Consider the following 16,898-nt stretch of genomic DNA (forward strand, 5'->3'; position numbering starts at 1 on the left):
ATTTAGGAGAAGGAGGGGTTAGGCATGAACGTTTCTTATCAATGGTTATCCGAATATGTGGACGTGACCGGCTTCACAGCCGAAGAATTAGCTGAAAAATTAACCCGCAGCGGGATCGAAGTCGACATCGTCGAGGATCGTAATCAAGGGGTTTCGAACGTGGTCGTTGGCTTTGTGAAGAAGCGCGACAAGCATCCGGACGCGGACAAATTGAGCGTATGTTTGGTCGATGTGGGGACAGGTGAAGATCTGCAAATCGTGTGCGGGGCTAAAAATATTGATGCCGGGCAAAAGGTGCCCGTAGCGGTCGTGGGCGCCGTGCTGCCGGGCGGCCTGAACATCAAGCGCGCGAAACTGCGCGGCGTGGAATCGCAGGGAATGATCTGCTCCGCAAAAGAGCTTGGTCTGAACGACAAGCTGCTGCCAAAAGAAATTCAGGAAGGCATTCTGGTGCTTCCGGAAGATACAGCGGTTGGCGCGTCCATTCTGGATGTGCTTGCCATTAACGATAAAGTGCTCGAACTTGACTTGACGCCGAACCGTTCGGACTGTCTCAGCATGCTCGGCGCGGCTTACGAGATTGCAGCTATCCTCGGCCGCGACGTGAAGCTGCCGGATGCGGAGTCCGCGCTGCAAGCGTCCAAGGCCGGCGTAAAAGCTGCTGATCGCATCTCCGTTGCGATCACGGCGACTGAACAGTGCTCGCACTACGCCGCTCGCCTGATCGAAGGCGTGCGCGTCGGCACCTCGCCGCTCTGGATGCAAAACCGTCTGATGGCCGCAGGCGTGCGCCCCATCAACAACATTGTCGACATCACCAATTTCGTGATGCTCGAATATGGTCAGCCGCTGCACGCGTTTGACGCGGATCAACTGCATAACGGCCACATCGACGTGCGTCTCGCGAAGGCCGGCGAAAAGCTGACCACACTCGACGACGTCGAGCGTACATTGGAACCGCACATGCTTCTCGTCACCGACGGCACGAAGCCTGTTGCAATCGCTGGCGTCATGGGCGGCGCCAATTCCGAAGTGACGGACGGTACAACTCGCATTCTGCTGGAGTCGGCCAAATTCGCCGGCAGCTCCGTGCGCCACACGTCGCGCCAGCTGGGCCTTCGCTCAGAAGCGAGCCTTCGCTTCGAAAAAGAAGTGAACCCGGAATCTGTCATTCCGGCCTTGAACCGTGCCGCTGCTTTGATCGCGCAGTACGCGTCCGGCCAAGTCGCAGACGGCATCGTGGAAGCTGTGAGCGGGTCCACCAAGCCGGTCAGCATTGAGCTGGCGGTAGATCGTGTGAACGGCTATCTCGGCACAGCGTTGTCTGTGACCGATATTGAAGCGATCCTGAAACGTCTCCATTTCACATTTGAATCGGCAGGTAGCGACAAGCTGCTTGTGCATGTGCCGAGCCGCCGCGGCGATATTACGCGCGACGTGGACTTGATCGAAGAAGTAGCTCGTTTGTTCGGCTACGACAACATCCCGACAACGCTGATGACCGGCGTGACGACACCAGGCTCTTTGACAAAAGAACAAGCGATCCGCCGCATTACGCGTAATGTGCTGACGCAAAGCGGTCTGCATGAAGTCATCACGTACGCGTTCACGCATCCGCGCGCCAATGGGCAAGTGGAAGGCGATGCTGCGGCAATTCCAGGTTTGTATCCTGAGGCGAAACCGATTGGTCTGGCGATGCCGATGAGCGAGGAGCGCAGCCAGCTGAGAACGAGCCTGGTGCCGCACTTGCTGGAAGTTGTCAGCTATAACCGTAACCGTTCGATGGATGATGTGGCGATTTTTGAGATCGGCAAAGCTTTTGTCACGGATGAAGCTGCTTTGACAAGGCTGCCGCAGGAGAAGCTGCTGCTCTCCATCGTGCTGACTGGCAAACGCCGCGGCGCTCACTGGGCGTCCAAATCCGAGGCGGTCGATTTCTACGACCTGAAAGGGATTTTTGACCGCTTGGTTCAGTATCTGGGCGTTCAAGGTCTGACATATACATCGGCTGCGCCGGAAGGCTTCCATCCGGGGCGTACTGCCGAGCTTTCCCTGCCGGGCGTCGGCGTCATCGGCCGCATCGGGCAATTGCACCCGACTGTGCAGCAACAGCGTGATCTAGACGACACGTATGTGCTCGAAGTTGAGCTGACGCCGATTCTTGAAGCGGCGGGAGATGCGATTGTCTACAAGCTGTTGCCGCGCTATCCTTCGGTCGGTCGCGACATCGCGGTTGTGGTGGACGCCGGTGTTCCGGTAGGCTCCATGGAGAAGGCGATTTCTGAGGTTGCAGGCGAACTCCTTGAGTCCATTCAAGTGTTCGACATCTACACGGGCGAGCGTCTCGGCGCCGGTCGGAAGAGCGTTGCTATCGCCCTCGTGTACCGTCACGCGGAGCGAACTTTGCAGGATGAAGAGGTTACAGAGCTTCATGCCAAAGTCGTCGCCGCTCTTGAACAGCAATTTGGGGCGGAATTAAGAAAATAGTGCAACTTTCCTTGTGTGGTGCAGGAGAACAGGCTGGTCTTAGCGAATTTCTTTCGTTAAGATCAGCCTTTTATTTTAAGGGAGGAAATCACTGTGACGATCGAAGACGATAAAACGAAAATTACCGTTGACATATATGGGCACCAATACAAACTCAAAGCCAGCACCAGCACCAACTACATGAAAAATGTGGCCGCCTTCGTGGACGAGCAGATGTTCACGATCGCCAAAAGCTATCCTCGCCTGGACGCGCAGCGTATTGCTGTGCTGGCGGCGGTCAATATGGCCGACGAATGTTTTAAAATGAACGAAGTCCTGGACCAACTCAGCAAAATCCAGAAGGAGCAGGAAGCACGGAAAGCCGAATATGAGAAGCTCTCCGAGCAGTATCGCGAGCTGCAACAGGAGCAGGAGAAGAAGCAAGCGCTTGTGGACGAGCAGACTGGCAAGCTTCAGCAAGCGCAGGAAAATGAGCAGGCGTTGCAGCAACGGATGCAGCAGGTTGTGCAGGAGCAGACAAAGCTGAAAACGCAGTTCGATGAAATGGCGAAGCAACTGCAAAGTGCGAAGCAGCATGGACAGAGCTTGGAGCAGCAGCTGCAGAGCGCGAAGCAGCAAGGGCAAAGCCTGGAGCAGAAGCTGCAGACCGCGAGCAAGCAAGGGCAGGGCTTTGAGCAGCAGCTGCAGAATGCCAAGCAGCGCAGCCAAAGTTTGGAGCAGCAGTTGCAAAGCGCAAGGCAGCAGGCGCAGAGCTTGGAGAAGCAGCTGCAGGAAGCTCAGCAGCAGGGGCAGGGTCTTGAGAAGCAGCTGCTGGAAGCGCAGCAGCATAGTCAAGGTCTTGAAGAGCAGCTGCAGGGCGTCATGCAGCAAGGTCAAGGACTTGACCTGAAGCTGCAAAGCACGAGTCAACAGCTGACGCAGGCTGGTCAGCAGCTCGCCCAAGTCAAGCAGGGGCAAGATCAGCTTCAGAAACAGCTGGAGCAGGCGAAACAAGCGCTGGAGCAGGAATGCAAGCAGCATCAGCAAGTGAAGCTGACGCTCGAGCAGGAGCGTAAGCAGCATCAGCAAGTGAAGCTGACGTTGGAGCAAGAGAGCAAGCAGCATCAGCAAGCGAAGCTGACACTGGAGCAAGAGAGCAAGCAGCATCAGCAAGCGAAGCTGACGCTGGAGCAAGAGCGTAAGCAGCATCAACAAGCGAAGCTGACGCTAGAGCAAGAGCGTAAGCAGCATGCCGAGAGCACGCAGCAGTACGAGCAGGCGCTCGAACAGCGAGCGCAGGGCCTGCAAAAGCTGAACGAGCAGCATAAGCTGGAGATCAAGGCGCTTGCCGAGAGTCATCTGCTGCAAAGTGAAGAGCTGCAAACCTTGGCGCAGTTGGAGCGGGAAGAACTGATTCAACTGCATCAGCAGGAAAAAGAAGAATCAGCCGCTCTGCTTCAAGACGAACTGTCCAAGCTGCGTGCTCAGCATGCTGAGCAGGAGAGGCTGCTTGCGGAGCAGTACGAAGAGAAACTTGCCGCTTTACAGGAAGCGCATCAAGCCGAGTTGGCTGAATATACGCATGAGCGTCAAATTGAATTTGAAGATCATCAAGTGAACCATCAAGCGGAGCTTGCCGCTCTGCAAACGCACTATCAGGATGAAATTGCGGCACTGACAGAGAGCCATCAAGAAGAAATAGAAACGCTGACGCAAAGCCACCAGGATGAGATTGCCGCTTTGAAGATTAACAGCCAAGAAGAAATTGGTACCCTGAAACATATGCATCATGAAGAAATTGCTGCACTCCAGACCGCGCATGAGGAGGAATTGGCATCTTTGCGTGAAATGCATCAAGGTCAGTTGGCTGCCTTAAGCGACACGTACCTGACTGAACGGACAACGCTGCAGAAAAACTATCAAGCGGTTATCGACAAAATCACGAGCGATCATCAGATCTCACTTGAAGCCCTCCACGCGCGGCATCAGGCCGAGCTGGCGCTGCGTGAAGATGAGCTTTTTGCGGAAGCAGCGGTCGCACTGGAAGTGCACCAGGCCGAGCTTACGGAGGTTCGGGCGTCCTTGCAGGCGGAACTGGCAGCTGCGCAGGAGGAGCAAGAAGCGGCGCTTGCGGAAGCGCGAGAGGCGTACGAGGCAAAGCTAGCTGCTGAACTAGCAGCCGCGCAGGAGGAGCAAGAAGCGGCGCTTGCAGAAGCGCGTGAGGCATACGAAGTGAAGCTGGCAGCTGAGCTTGCAGCGGCGCAGGAGGCATACGAATTGGCACTTGCCGAAGCGCAAGAAGTATATGAGATGAAGTTGGCTGCTCTTTCCGAACAGCACAATGCTGAACTTGAAGCTGCCGCGGCCCGCCTCGATGAGGAAGTGACCGTGTTGAATGAAATGATGCAGGAGGAAACAGCGAGCAATTTCCGTCGTTTTGAAGACGAGAAAGCAAACATTATCCTTCAATACCAACAGCAGCAATCGAATATTATTCAGCAATTGGAAGCGCAGAGACGAACGGTCATTGAGCAGTATCAGGCCCAGCTTGACGGGTTAATCGCTCAAATTAATGCGGAGCGAAGCGCGCGCGAAGCGCAATTCAAGGAAGAGAAGCAGCAGTTGCTCAACCAAGTTCGCAAAGAGATGGAAACGTTGGTACAGCAGACCGGCGCTGGCGATGAGCATCAGCAGGAACTATTGGCGATCAAGGAAGATTATCGGAAACTGCAAGAGGAGTATCGGAAGCTTCAATCGGAGTATAATGAATGGATTGAGCTTGTAGAAGCCGACAGTCCGATTCGGTAACCGCTTGTGAGCTTGCATACTCTGGATTACGCGCTGCTTGCGATTCTTGTAATCGGACTCCTGCTGGGCTATTTTCGCGGATTCGTTGCCCAGATCGTGTCCATTGCCGGTTTTGTACTCGCCTACTTGGTGGCGTTCTACTTTTACAAAGATACGGCGCCAATCCTGCGAAACGCTATCGCAACACCGACCTATCAAAACTACGAGCAATACGAGTTCATCGTCAAAGGATTAAATCTGGACACGTACTTCTTTAACGCATTAGCCTTTGCTGTTCTCTTCTTCGGTGTGAAGATCGCTTTGGTCGTCATCGGCCGGGCGCTCAATATGCTGGCAAAGACGCCCGGCATTAACATGCTGAACCGCTGGAGCGGTGCGCTGCTCGGCCTCGCTGAGGCGCTGCTGATCGTCACCATCGCCGTTAACGTCATGACGATCCTCCCCTCGGACGGCGTGCAGCAATTGATGGCGGAGTCATCCATCGCGCCTTATTTTATTAACGAACTGCCGCAGGTGGCCGGCAAGCTCCACGATCTATGGAAGCAAACCGGCCTAACCTCTCAATGACGCTTGATCCACCGCAGCGTGTGGAGAGGGCGTCTTTTTCGTGCGCTCGATGGCACCGGGGAAATATAAGACCACAGCGAGTGCTTATTTATGTATGATTCATCATTTTGAGGCGAATAAGCACCTCCCGAGTGCTTATTTCATCTAAAATGGCTCGCGACAAGGTCATATCGCCACAATAAGCACTTCCTGTGGTCTTATTCGGCCACAAAGCCGCGAATTCCTCAAAATAAGCACTCCGCGAGTGCTTATGAATCCACCGGCCGCGCTAGACCGCTCCGTCTCGCCCTACGTACTTCCCCGTCAACTTGTATGACCGTATACGCCGGCTACCAGAAGCAGGCTGCAGCAGCCCCAATTGAACCAGCGAGCGTAGAAGCTTGCCGGCATAGTTCCGGCTGACCTGAAGCCGCTTGATGACTTCTGCTGGCTGCAGCGGTCCGCTCGATTGGCTGGCAATCCGAAGAATCTCCTTCTGCTCCAGAGACAGCGTCATCATCGCCTGACCCTCCCCAAACCAACTGCCCAGCATCTGCAGGATCAACTGCTGACACCGCCGCGGCTTCTCCCGAATGTCGTCATAGGCAAAACGCAGCACTTTCCACCCATCCAGAACAAGATGGTTTTGCCGTGTCAATTGGTCTGCGAACTGCCAACGATTCAGTTCCCTATGGTGGGCTCCATATCCGTCAATTTCAATACAGACGCGATAATTTCCGCGAACATAAGCAAAATCCAAATAGCGGACGCCGTCTTTAAAATCCGAAATTTCATACTCGGCATGCAGATCATCGAATCGGCCAACAGCGGGCCACCAAACTTCCTCGAGGAAAAGCTTCTCCGCATGTCGATGTCCTTCCAACAGCCGTCGCAGTGCCTCTCCCGACCGCGACCTGGCCTGCACTTCCATAAACGTTTCATACGTAACATCAAACTTCAATTAATCACCCCTCCATCTCAAATTAATAAAAAAGACCGCCCATCTCCAAAGGAGAGAGCGGTCTGTGTGCTTCACGACCCTATACAACTTATTCAACAACTAGAACAGTTTTCATATCTGCATGCCCTACACCGCACATGATTGAGCATGTGATCGGGAACGAGCCTGTTTTATCTGGCGTGAATGTTGCAGTTTTGTTGCCATTATCGAGGTTGATTTTAAAATCCTTAATCGACGCACCGTGAACACCCTGCGTATTATCGAGTGTAATCGTCACTGGCTCGCCTTTTTTGACATGATACTCAGTTTGATCGTACTTAAAATTCGTCGCTTTCAGCACAACCTGCTGACCGGACGCTTGCGCCCCCGCCGCTGGAGTTGCCGCAGACTTGTCCTCTTTATTTCCACATGCTGCAAGGGCGATAGCGAGCGCAATGCCCATGAGTAGAACCAATGCTTTTTTCATAAGGGAACCCCTCCACAATTTGGATTTCCCCTTTATTCTACACGACCTGCTTTCAAAAAGCAGTGACAAACTCGTGAAACAAACGTGTCAAAAGAGAAAAGATCGACCCGGCGATGTATACTCGCAGCAGGCCGACCTTTTTATACGGCAAAGCAGGTTTCCGTATTAACGACGATCTTCTCTTCCTGTCAGCCCTTGTTCGAAAGGGGTTTTGACCGGAATGAACAAGTCGATGATACCAATGACTAATGCAGCTAGTATGGCACCGATTATGCTCGTCGATACATTTGTGACGACAAATTGTGCGGCCCAGATCACTAGCGCGCTAACCAAGAATCCGACGATGCCTCTGCCAAACGGGGTGATTTGCTTACCGAAGATGCCCTCGATAATCCAGGCCGCAATGGCAATCACCAGTGCGAGGAAGAAGGCGCTCCAGAACCCGCCGACGCTAAACCCAGGAACCAACCAACTGACAAACATAAGAACTAAAGCTGAAACGATAAATCTGACCAGATGTCCAAGAAGATGCATGTGTGAACCTCCTTTTCATAATGGCACTTGATGTAGATTCACAGCTTAGTCTACCCAACTGGCCACCGTTTATCGCGGGAGATTCTTCCATATAATCAATGTCTCCATAGCTAAGCGGCTCCAATTTGGTTTATACTATGGGGTGAAGCGAAGAAAAGAGGTTGGACAACGTGAATAAAAAAATTATCAAAACGCTGGAATACGAAAAGATTTTACATAAATTAGCCTATCACGCCGCGACATCCCTGGGAAAAGAAGCGGTGGAATCCCTCGAGCCGAGCGGCGACTTCGAACTGGTCAAGCTGCGCCTGCAAGCGACGGACGAAGCGGTCAACGTGGAGCGGCTGAAGGGCAATGCGCCGTTCGGCGGCATTCGCGACATCCGGGCCCCGCTGCACCGGGCGAGAATTGGCGGCATGCTTAATCCGACGGAACTGCTCGACATTTCGACGACGATGTTCGGTGCGCGGAGGCTGAAACGGTTCATCCTTGCCGTTCATGAAGAGTATCCACTGCCGATGCTAAAAGAGAAGGTCGAACTGCTCACCGAGAACAAACCGCTCGAGGATAAAATCAACGCCTGCATCGACGAGAACGCCGTCGTTGTTGACAGCGCGAGCCCGGAGCTCGGCCGCATCCGCAGTGAGTTGCGTACCGGTGAGAGCCGTGTGCGCGAGCGTCTGGAGCAGATGATCCGCAACTCCTCCGTGCAGAAAATGCTGCAAGACGTCCTCATCACGATCAGGAACGACCGGTTCGTCATTCCGGTCAAAGCGGAGTACCGCTCCAGCTTTGGCGGTATGATTCACGACCAGTCCGCATCCGGTGCGACGCTGTATATCGAGCCTGACGCGATCGTCCAGCTCAACAACAAAATCCGCGAGCTGAAATTCAAGGAAGAAGCCGAGATCGAGAAGGTGCTGCGCGCACTCACGGCGCTGGTCGCCGAGCAAGTCGATATCCTCGTCTACGACGTCGATCAGTTGGCGGAGCTAGATTTCATTTTCGCCAAGGCAGGACTTGCCCGCGAGCTGAAAGCGTCGCTGCCGCGGCTCAACGACCGCGGCTTTATCAAAATCAAACGCGGCCGCCACCCGCTCATTCCGGCCGACGTCGTCGTGCCGCTCGATCTCGAAATCGGCAACGACTACTCGACGATTATCGTCACAGGACCGAATACCGGTGGTAAAACGGTATCGCTCAAAACCGTCGGCCTGCTCAGCCTGATGGCGATGTCCGGGTTGTTCGTCCCTGCCGAAGAGGGCACGCAGCTGTGTGTCTTCGATGCCATCTACGCCGACATTGGCGACGAGCAGAGCATTGAGCAGAGCTTGAGTACATTTTCCAGCCATATGACGAATATTATCTCCATATTAAGAGACATGACGCCGAAAAGCCTCGTCCTGCTCGACGAGCTTGGCGCGGGTACCGATCCGGCGGAAGGTTCGGCACTAGCCATTTCCATCCTGGACTACATTCATCAATTCGGCTGCCGCATGATTGCGACGACGCACTACTCCGAGCTGAAGGCTTACGCGTACCAAAAGCAGGGCACGATCAACGCCTCGATGGAGTTCGACATCCAGACGCTGAGCCCAACGTACCGCCTCCTGGTCGGCGTTCCGGGCCGAAGCAACGCCTTTGCCATCGCCGAGCGGCTCGGTTTGTCGAAGCGGATCATCGACCATGCGCGCACGCAGGTCGGCGAAGAAGACCAGCGCGTCGAGTCGATGATCGCCTCGCTCGAAGAGAATCGGCTCCTCGCGGAGGCCGATCGCCGCAAAGCCGAACAGCTGCGCACAGAGGCCGAAGCGATGCGGAAATCGCTCGAGGCGCAGCAGCTGAAGTTCGACGAGCAGCGCGACAAGCTGCTCGAAAAAGCGGAACGCGACGCGCGTGACGCCGTCGCGAAGGCGCGCCGCGAGGCCGACGAGGTCATCGCGGACCTGCGCCGCATGGCGCTCGAGGAGCGGGGGGCCGTCAAGGACCACCGCCTCGTGGATGTGAAGCGTCGCCTCGATCAGGCGACGCCGGAGCTGCGCGCGAAGCAGGTGCGCACCGCGAAGAAGAAGCAGGAGACGATCGAGGCCGGCGACGAGGTCCGGGTGGTGAACCTCGGACAGAAGGGGCACGTCGTCGAGATTGTGAGCGCGACTGAAGCGAGCGTGCAGCTGGGCATTATGAAGATGAAGGTGCCGATCGCGAACCTGGAGAAGCTCGGCAGCGCACCCAAGGCCGCCTCACAGCAGCCGAAAGCATCATCCTCTGTCAAGCGGACGCGCGACGACAACGCCAAGATGGAGCTCGATATGCGCGGCATGAACATGGAGGAGGCGATGATCGAGGCAGACCGCTTCCTCGACGAATCGTTCCTTGCCAACTTCGGGCAAGTATACCTTATTCACGGCAAGGGCACGGGCGTGCTGCGCACGGGCATGCAGGAGTATTTGCGCCGCCACAAACACGTCAAAAGCTACCGCATGGGTAACTACAACGAAGGCGGAGCAGGCGTTACTGTAGTCGAGCTGAAATAAACGACAAAATCTTTTTTCTTTTTTGAAACCCCGAACGCGAAGTTACGTATGAAAGAGATATAAAAACAGTAATTAATTTTAGGAGGAATACACAAATGGGTATCTTCAAAAGACTTCGCGATATGACAATGGCTTCGATCAATGACTTGCTGGATAAAGCGGAAGATCCGGTTAAAATGCTGAACCAATTTCTTCGCGACATGGAAGAAGACATTATGGAAGCTGAAGCTGCGGTAGCGAAGCAGATCGCGATCGAGAAGAAATTCAAGCTTCAAGTCGAAGAGTCCGAAGAGATGGTGACGAAGCGTACGGAGCAAGCAATGAAAGCTCTGGAAGCAGGCAACGAAGATTTGGCCCGCCGCGCACTCGAAGACAAGAAAGAGCACCAATCCCGTTATGACGAGCTTAAGCAGCAATATGATTTGGCCAAAACGAATGCTGACCAGCTTCGCGCTCAATTGAGCGAAATGAAAGACGAATTTACAAAAATGAAAAACAAGAAAGATTTGCTGATTGCCCGCGCAGAAACAGCGAAAGCGCAAAAGCAAATCAACCAAGCGATGTCCGGCTTCGGTACGGATAACGCGGCGAAAGGCTTCGACCGCATGAGCGAAAAAGTGCTGCAAATGGAAGCTGAAGCACAAGCGAGCGGTGAGATCCGCGCGAAGAACCGCAGCCTTGACGACGAGCTGGACGGTCTGGGCGCAGGCAAAGGCGCGATTGACGATGAGCTTGCCGCAATGAAAGCGAAATTGGCTGAAAAGAAACAATCTTAATGTTATACTAGAACGACCTGCGAGAGACTGAGGCAACTCAGTCTCTACTATCATGTATGGGGATTTTTATACAGGAAGGCAGGAGACGATAATGAACGAAGAGGTGGATGTCTTGCTTAGCAACCCGTATTTGGCGACGCTTGCATTTTTTGCAGTGGCTGTCGTCGCGTTGGTCATTTTCTTGACGATATTTGAGATGGTAACGAAGTACGATGATTGGGCTGAGATTAAAAAAGGGAACTTGGCCGTTGCCATGGCGACCGGGGGCAAAATTTTCGGTATCTGCAACCTGTTCCGATTTGCCATTTTAAACAATGATACGATGATTCACTCGCTCATTTGGGCGGGATACGGGTTCTTGCTGCTGCTGGTGGCATATTTTATTTTTGAGTTTTTAACGCCATTTTTCAAAATTGATGCTGAAATCAAGAACGACAATCGTGCGGTTGGCTTCCTCTCCTTGATCATCTCTGTCTCACTGTCGTACGTTGTAGGCGCATGCGTAACCTAGTAGTTACAACTTCTTGGAGGCTTGAACGATGAAATACCTGTGGGGGACCCTATTTGCCCTGGCGATTGTTTTTATGGCGATAGGGGTTTATTATGTAATAAAGTATGCATGATGGGAAGTTGTGGAGGATAGAGAAATGAGTGCTCATGAGGAAATCGTTTGTCCTTGGTGCCAGACCGAAATCGTATGGGATCCGGAGATCGGTCCTGAGGATGAATGCCCGCACTGCTTTAACGAATTAAACGATTATCGTTCGATTGACTTGAAAGTGAAGCAAACCGGTCAGAAGCTGCGTTTCAACGAGCAGGAGTATGCGGATTCGGAAGAGGATCTGGCGTTGGCGTGGGATGATTCGGACGAACCGCTTGATAAATACGGCGAGAAGGTTCAGCTAATCTCCGATGAACAGGAGGAGGCGCCGGAATGCCCGAGTTGTCATGAGTTCATGCTGCATGCTGGCACAGAAGTGACGAGCGAAACGGCGTTTACGCCGGTCATTTCGAGAACGCTGGGCAGCGCCTTTCTGACGGGGCCGTTCACGTCCGACGTATACGTGTGTCCTTCCTGTTTTCGCGTGGAGAAAATATTGTCCGATACGGACCGCCTGCTGATGGTGGAGCGCATCAAGAACGATTAAGCGGTATAGAACGAAATCCGATTCCTAAGGGAGTCGGTTTTTTTGTGCGGCGTATCCTCATATTTTCCCTCGAATGGGGAAGCTTAACTAAAGCTTTTTACCCCCGCAAAGAGGAGGAGGCGCATGGAGCAAGTGAAGGCAAGCGGCGGCAAGCTGGATTCGCAAGCGATTCTGCTGCTGATCGTGCACACGTTGTTCGGCAGCGCGAATGCTTTGTCCGGCACGTTCGTCGGCGTGTATATGTGGAAGGCGAAAAATGATTTTACAATCGTCGGCTGGTTTACGCTTATGACGCATTTGACGATGATGGTGACGTTCTGGCTCGCCGGCAAATGGGTCAAGGAGCATAACAAAATGAACGTGCTGCGCGCGGGCGTTTTTGTATCGGCCTGCTTTTATATGCTGGTGCTTTGGCTTGGAAAAGGCAGTGTCAACCACTTTGTGTGGCTTGGCATGGTGCAGGGCGTGTCGGTTGGATTTTTTTGGCTTTCTTTCAATGTGGTCTATTTCGAGGTGACGGACCCGGACAACCGTGACAAGTTTAACGGCACCGTCGGGCTGCTGGCGGCCGGGGCGGGCATTGTGGCGCCATGGATTTCGGGGATGCTGATCGTCAGCCTGGGGGATCTGGCGGGATATCGGTTGATTTTTTCCATTTCGCTAGGAATCTTTGTGGCGGGTGTGGTTCTTTCCTTTTTCCTGAAAAAACGGAAAGTGAGCGGCACCTATGAATGGCTGCTGCCTCTAAGGATCTTTCGCAAGGCGGAGACGCCGTGGAAACGTGTGTCGGTTGCGCTGATGTTCCAAGGCGTACGCGAAGGCGTTTTTGGGTTCATGATCGGGCTCCTCGTTTACATTTCGACGTCGAGCGAGGCGAGTCTCGGGAATTTTGCGCTGATTACGTCGGCGGTTTCGCTTGTGAGCTTCTGGCTGACGGGGCGGTTTATTAAACCCCGCTATCGCCGAATAAGCATGCTGATCGGTTCGGTGATGGTCGTAGCGGCGATTTTTCCGTTCTTTTGGCGTATGTCGTTTGGGTCACTGCTGATTTTCGGCATAGGTTCTGCGCTGTTCTTTCCTTTGTATTCTGTGCCGATGGTCTCTTCGGTTTTCGACTTGATCGGGGCGGATGAAGAGAGTGCGAGGCAAAGGGAGGAGTACATCGTTCTTCGGGAGTTGTCGCTGAATGTGGGGCGTGTGCTGGGCGTGCTGGTCTTTAATCTGGTCATCTCCTGGAGCAAAGCGCCGCTGGTCATCAATGTGCTGCTGCTGGGGATCGGGAGTTCGACGTTTATTTCGTGGCTCTTCATGCGGCGGCGGTTTTCGACTGCGAAATCTTGACATCGGTGAGGGTTCCCTGTGACAATGGAAGCAGTTGGCAAGTGGAAAGAGGAGGGGACATCCTTGAAGACTCAGAAAATGTTCAACAGTGTCGCAGAGCTGATCGGCGAAACGCCGGCCGTGCGTATCAACCGTCTGGTTGGGCCTGACGATGCCGAGCTGTATGTGAAGCTGGAGTATTTTAATCCGAGCGGCAGCGTGAAGGATCGGGCTGCTTATAATTTGATTCACCAAGCGGAGTTGAACGGACTGTTGCAGCCGGGCGCGACGATCATCGAGCCGACGAGCGGCAATACGGGCATTGGCCTTGCGATGAATGCCGCAGCGAAGGGCTATAAAGCAATTCTCGTCATGCCGGACAACATGAGCAAGGAGAGGATCAACCTGCTCAAGGCGTACGGCGCTGAGGTGGTGCTGACGCCGGCCGCCGAGCGCATGCCGGGGGCGATCAAGAAGGCATTGGAGCTGCGGGACGGTATTCCAGGCAGTTACATTCCCCAGCAATTCGAGAACCCGGCGAATCCAAACATTCATCGGACGACGACGGCGCTCGAAGTGCTGGAGCAGATGGACGGCCTCCTGGACGCCTTCGTCGCCACGTCGGGCACCGGCGGGACGATCACGGGGACAGGCGAGGTGCTGAAGGAGCGCCTGCCGGGGCTGCGCATCTATGTCGTGGAGCCGCAGGGCTCGCCGGTCTTGTCCGGCGGCAGCCCGGGCCCGCACAAGCTCGTGGGGACGAGCCCGGGCTTCGTCCCGGCGATCCTGAACACGAGCGTCTACGACGAGATCGTCCAGGTCGCCGACGAGGACGCGATCCGCACGATGCGCGAGCTCGCGAGCCGCGAGGGCATCCTTGTCGGGCCGTCCGCGGGCGCGTCGGTGTGGACGGGTTTGCAGGTGGCGCGCGAGCTGGGGCGTGGCAAGCGCGTGCTGTGCATCGCGCCGGACACAGGCGAGCGGTATTTGAGCATGGATATTTGGGAGTAGCGGCTGGAGGCCGCCAGGGTGACGAGCCTTGGCGGCCTTTTTGCGCGTTTTGCACACTCTGACGATAAAGAATTTTCAAATATAAGCAAATAATCAGGAAAAGATCAGCAAGGAGGAATTGAATTAGGACGGCCTTTCATTGTAAGATGAATGGATGAACGAAAACATTTTGGAGAGGTAGGTTTGACTATGGATGCTTTGAAGCTTAAAATTCTCGAATTACTGAAAGAAGATGCCCGCAGAGGTGCGGATCTGATCGCCACCATGTTGGGTACGACGGAGGCCGAAGTGGCGCGAGCGATAAGCGAGATGGAAGCGGATAAGGTCATCGTCAAATACGCCACGGTTGTCAACTGGAGCAAAGTGGATGATGAGAAAGTTACCGCCCTTATAGAGGTGCAAATTACACCGGAACGCGGACGCGGATTCGATGCGATTGCGGAACGGATTTATTTATATCCAGAAGTAAAATCAGTCTACTTGATGTCAGGCGCGTATGATCTGCTTGTCGAGGTTGAAGGGCATTCCCTGAAGCAAGTCGCGGCCTTCGTGTCCAATAAGTTGTCGCCGATCGACCGCGTACTTTCTACGAAAACAAACTTTATTCTAAAAAAATATAAACAAGACGGCATTATTTTCGAGGATCAGGAAGATGATCACCGGATGCTTGTGTCGCCGTAAGGAAGAGGGATGGCCATGATAAAAGATGAGACAAAAGTAAGCTTAAACCCCAAATCCATGCAGGATTACCTTGCGCCTGCGGTACGCGATATGAAGCCGTCCGGGATTCGGAAGTTTTTTGATTTGGTCAGCAACAGCAAAGAAGACATAATTTCCCTTGGTGTTGGCGAACCGGATTTCTCCACGCCATGGCACGTGCGGGAAGCCGCTGTGCACGCTTTGGAGCGCGGCAAAACGAAATATACGCCGAACTCTGGGCTTCCCGAGCTGCGCGAAGCGATTGCGAACTATCTATATACCTCATTCAAAGTGAAGTACGAGCCATCGAACGAAGTGTTGGTGACGGTCGGCGGCAGCGAAGCGATTGATTTGGCCCTGCGTGCGCTGGTAACGCCTGGGGATGAAATCCTGATTCCAGAGCCGTGCTACATCTCCTACTCCCCGATTACGAGCATTAGCGGCGGGGTGCCGGTTGGCATTGAAACGTATGCGAAGGATCAGTTCAAATTGACGGAGCAAGCTTTGCGCGCTGCCATTACGCCGCGTTCGAAGATTCTAATTCTCTGTTATCCGAGCAACCCAACGGGCGGCATCATGACTTATGAAGACTGGCTTCCCATTGCCAAAGTCGTCGAGGAACACGATCTCATCGTCATCTCCGACGAAATTTATGCAGAATTAACTTACGGTCAAAAGCATGTGAGCTTCGCGGCAGTGCCGGGCATGAAGGATCGGACGATTCTCGTCAGCGGCTTTTCCAAAGCGTTCGCGATGACAGGCTGGCGGATGGGCTATGCCTGCGGCCACAGAGAGCTGATCTCGGCGATGACCAAAATTCACCAATACACTGTCATGTGCGCGCCGGTTATGGGCCAGGTTGCAGCGCATGAAGCGCTGACGAACGGGCTGGAAGAAAAGGACCGCATGATGGAGTCCTATAACCAACGCAGACGCCTTATCGTACGTGGGTTCCGGGAAATCGGCCTCGATTGTCATGAGCCGCAAGGCGCGTTCTATGCGTTCCCGAGCATTACCAAAACAGGCTTGACCTCCGAGGAATTCGCGCAGCGCTTGCTGCATGAAGCCAAGGTGGCGGCCGTGCCTGGCGACGTGTTCGGACTTGGCGGCGAAGGTCATTTGCGCTGCTCCTATGCGTACAGCGTGTCGCAATTGAATGAAGCACTGGAGCGGATCGGGAATTTTCTGAGAAAGCTATAGCGGTTAAGATAAACGGCTCCACCGTCCTTCATGGACGGGAGCGTGGACTGATGGCATAGAGTCTCTTCGAGGATATACTTTCTGCTGAAATGCGCAAAAGGGTGTTCAAATATTCGGAAAACTGGTATGCTAAAGCGAGGAGGGATGAGCATGGCTTTTCTGGAGTATCAACTAACAAGCTATCAACGACAGCCGCAAATTTGTGAACAAGACTTCGGTCAACGTTGGTTGAGCAGAAGCGCCAAGAAGCACAGTACCCTCAGCGTACTAGAGGAAGAAATTCATGCGTTGCGGCGGAAAATGGAGCAATTAGTCATGGACGGCCGGGAAATGACATCAGAAGAGGTCGTCTTGCTTAGCACGCAATTAGATCTTAAAATAAATGAATATATGGCGAGCGGAAAGAAAAGTCGGTGAAAACCGGCTTTT

General features: G+C 53.8%; 15 protein-coding genes. 12 read left to right on the forward strand and 3 right to left on the reverse strand.

The genetic code is table 11. The annotated features are described in order from the left end of the window. Nucleotides 1-24 precede the first annotated feature (24 nt). The 3 genes from pheT (at nucleotide 25) to ABE504_RS02930 (ending at nucleotide 5,841) form a co-directional block, all read left to right on the forward strand. Entirely contained in the window at nucleotides 25-2,487 is a 2,463-nt protein-coding gene (pheT, locus tag ABE504_RS02920) for a phenylalanine--tRNA ligase subunit beta (RefSeq protein WP_430084224.1), read from the forward strand. A 93-nt stretch (nucleotides 2,488-2,580) separates the two neighbouring features. Further along, entirely contained in the window at nucleotides 2,581-5,274 is a 2,694-nt protein-coding gene (zapA, locus tag ABE504_RS02925) for a cell division protein ZapA (protein WP_430084226.1), read from the forward strand. Nucleotides 5,275-5,280: 6 nt separating this feature from the next. Further along, nucleotides 5,281-5,841, forward strand: a complete 561-nt coding sequence (locus ABE504_RS02930) for a CvpA family protein (RefSeq protein ID WP_430084229.1) — start codon at nucleotides 5,281-5,283, stop codon at nucleotides 5,839-5,841. A gap of 268 nt (nucleotides 5,842-6,109) precedes the next feature. On the opposite strand, the gene ABE504_RS02935 is transcribed toward ABE504_RS02930, so the two are convergent. From ABE504_RS02935 to ABE504_RS02945, 3 genes are all read right to left on the reverse strand, one after another. Further along, complete coding sequence (locus tag ABE504_RS02935) at nucleotides 6,110-6,781, reverse strand: DUF559 domain-containing protein (protein ID WP_430084232.1); 672 nt, start codon at nucleotides 6,779-6,781, stop codon at nucleotides 6,110-6,112. Between the two features lie 88 nt (nucleotides 6,782-6,869). Continuing rightward, entirely contained in the window at nucleotides 6,870-7,247 is a 378-nt protein-coding gene (locus ABE504_RS02940; RefSeq protein ID WP_430084235.1) for a cupredoxin domain-containing protein, read from the reverse strand. Nucleotides 7,248-7,412: 165 nt separating this feature from the next. After that, nucleotides 7,413-7,781, reverse strand: coding sequence for a phage holin family protein (locus tag ABE504_RS02945; protein ID WP_126142182.1), 369 nt, complete (start codon nucleotides 7,779-7,781; stop codon nucleotides 7,413-7,415). Between the two features lie 170 nt (nucleotides 7,782-7,951). On the opposite strand from ABE504_RS02945, the gene ABE504_RS02950 reads away from it, so the two are divergent. The 9 genes from ABE504_RS02950 (at nucleotide 7,952) to ABE504_RS02990 (ending at nucleotide 16,886) form a co-directional block, all read left to right on the forward strand. Further along, nucleotides 7,952-10,315, forward strand: coding sequence for an endonuclease MutS2 (locus ABE504_RS02950; protein ID WP_430084238.1), 2,364 nt, complete (start codon nucleotides 7,952-7,954; stop codon nucleotides 10,313-10,315). 95 nt (nucleotides 10,316-10,410) lie between these two features. Further along, a complete protein-coding gene (locus ABE504_RS02955; RefSeq protein ID WP_430084241.1) occupies nucleotides 10,411-11,091 on the forward strand; it encodes a PspA/IM30 family protein in 681 nt (226 codons plus the stop codon). 91 nt (nucleotides 11,092-11,182) lie between these two features. Further along, a complete protein-coding gene (locus ABE504_RS02960; protein ID WP_430084244.1) occupies nucleotides 11,183-11,602 on the forward strand; it encodes a DUF350 domain-containing protein in 420 nt (139 codons plus the stop codon). 136 nt (nucleotides 11,603-11,738) lie between these two features. Continuing rightward, a complete protein-coding gene (locus ABE504_RS02965) occupies nucleotides 11,739-12,239 on the forward strand; it encodes a hypothetical protein (RefSeq protein WP_430084247.1) in 501 nt (166 codons plus the stop codon). Between the two features lie 123 nt (nucleotides 12,240-12,362). Then, nucleotides 12,363-13,580 (forward strand): MFS transporter, encoded by a 1,218-nt coding sequence (locus ABE504_RS02970; protein WP_430084250.1) that lies wholly within the window; start codon nucleotides 12,363-12,365, stop codon nucleotides 13,578-13,580. A gap of 78 nt (nucleotides 13,581-13,658) precedes the next feature. After that, nucleotides 13,659-14,570 (forward strand): cysteine synthase A, encoded by a 912-nt coding sequence (gene cysK, locus ABE504_RS02975; protein WP_430084750.1) that lies wholly within the window; start codon nucleotides 13,659-13,661, stop codon nucleotides 14,568-14,570. A 189-nt stretch (nucleotides 14,571-14,759) separates the two neighbouring features. Next, complete coding sequence (locus ABE504_RS02980) at nucleotides 14,760-15,251, forward strand: Lrp/AsnC family transcriptional regulator (protein ID WP_126142244.1); 492 nt, start codon at nucleotides 14,760-14,762, stop codon at nucleotides 15,249-15,251. A 15-nt stretch (nucleotides 15,252-15,266) separates the two neighbouring features. After that, nucleotides 15,267-16,469: an aminotransferase class I/II-fold pyridoxal phosphate-dependent enzyme gene (locus ABE504_RS02985; protein WP_430084253.1), complete on the forward strand. Its 1,203-nt coding sequence runs from the start codon at nucleotides 15,267-15,269 to the stop codon at nucleotides 16,467-16,469. A gap of 150 nt (nucleotides 16,470-16,619) precedes the next feature. After that, entirely contained in the window at nucleotides 16,620-16,886 is a 267-nt protein-coding gene (locus ABE504_RS02990) for an aspartyl-phosphate phosphatase Spo0E family protein (protein WP_430084256.1), read from the forward strand. The last annotated feature ends 12 nt before the right edge of the window (nucleotides 16,887-16,898 follow it).

The organism is Paenibacillus oryzisoli, from assembly GCF_050467285.1.
Lineage (GTDB): Bacteria > Bacillota > Bacilli > Paenibacillales > NBRC-103111 > Paenibacillus_E > Paenibacillus_E oryzisoli_A.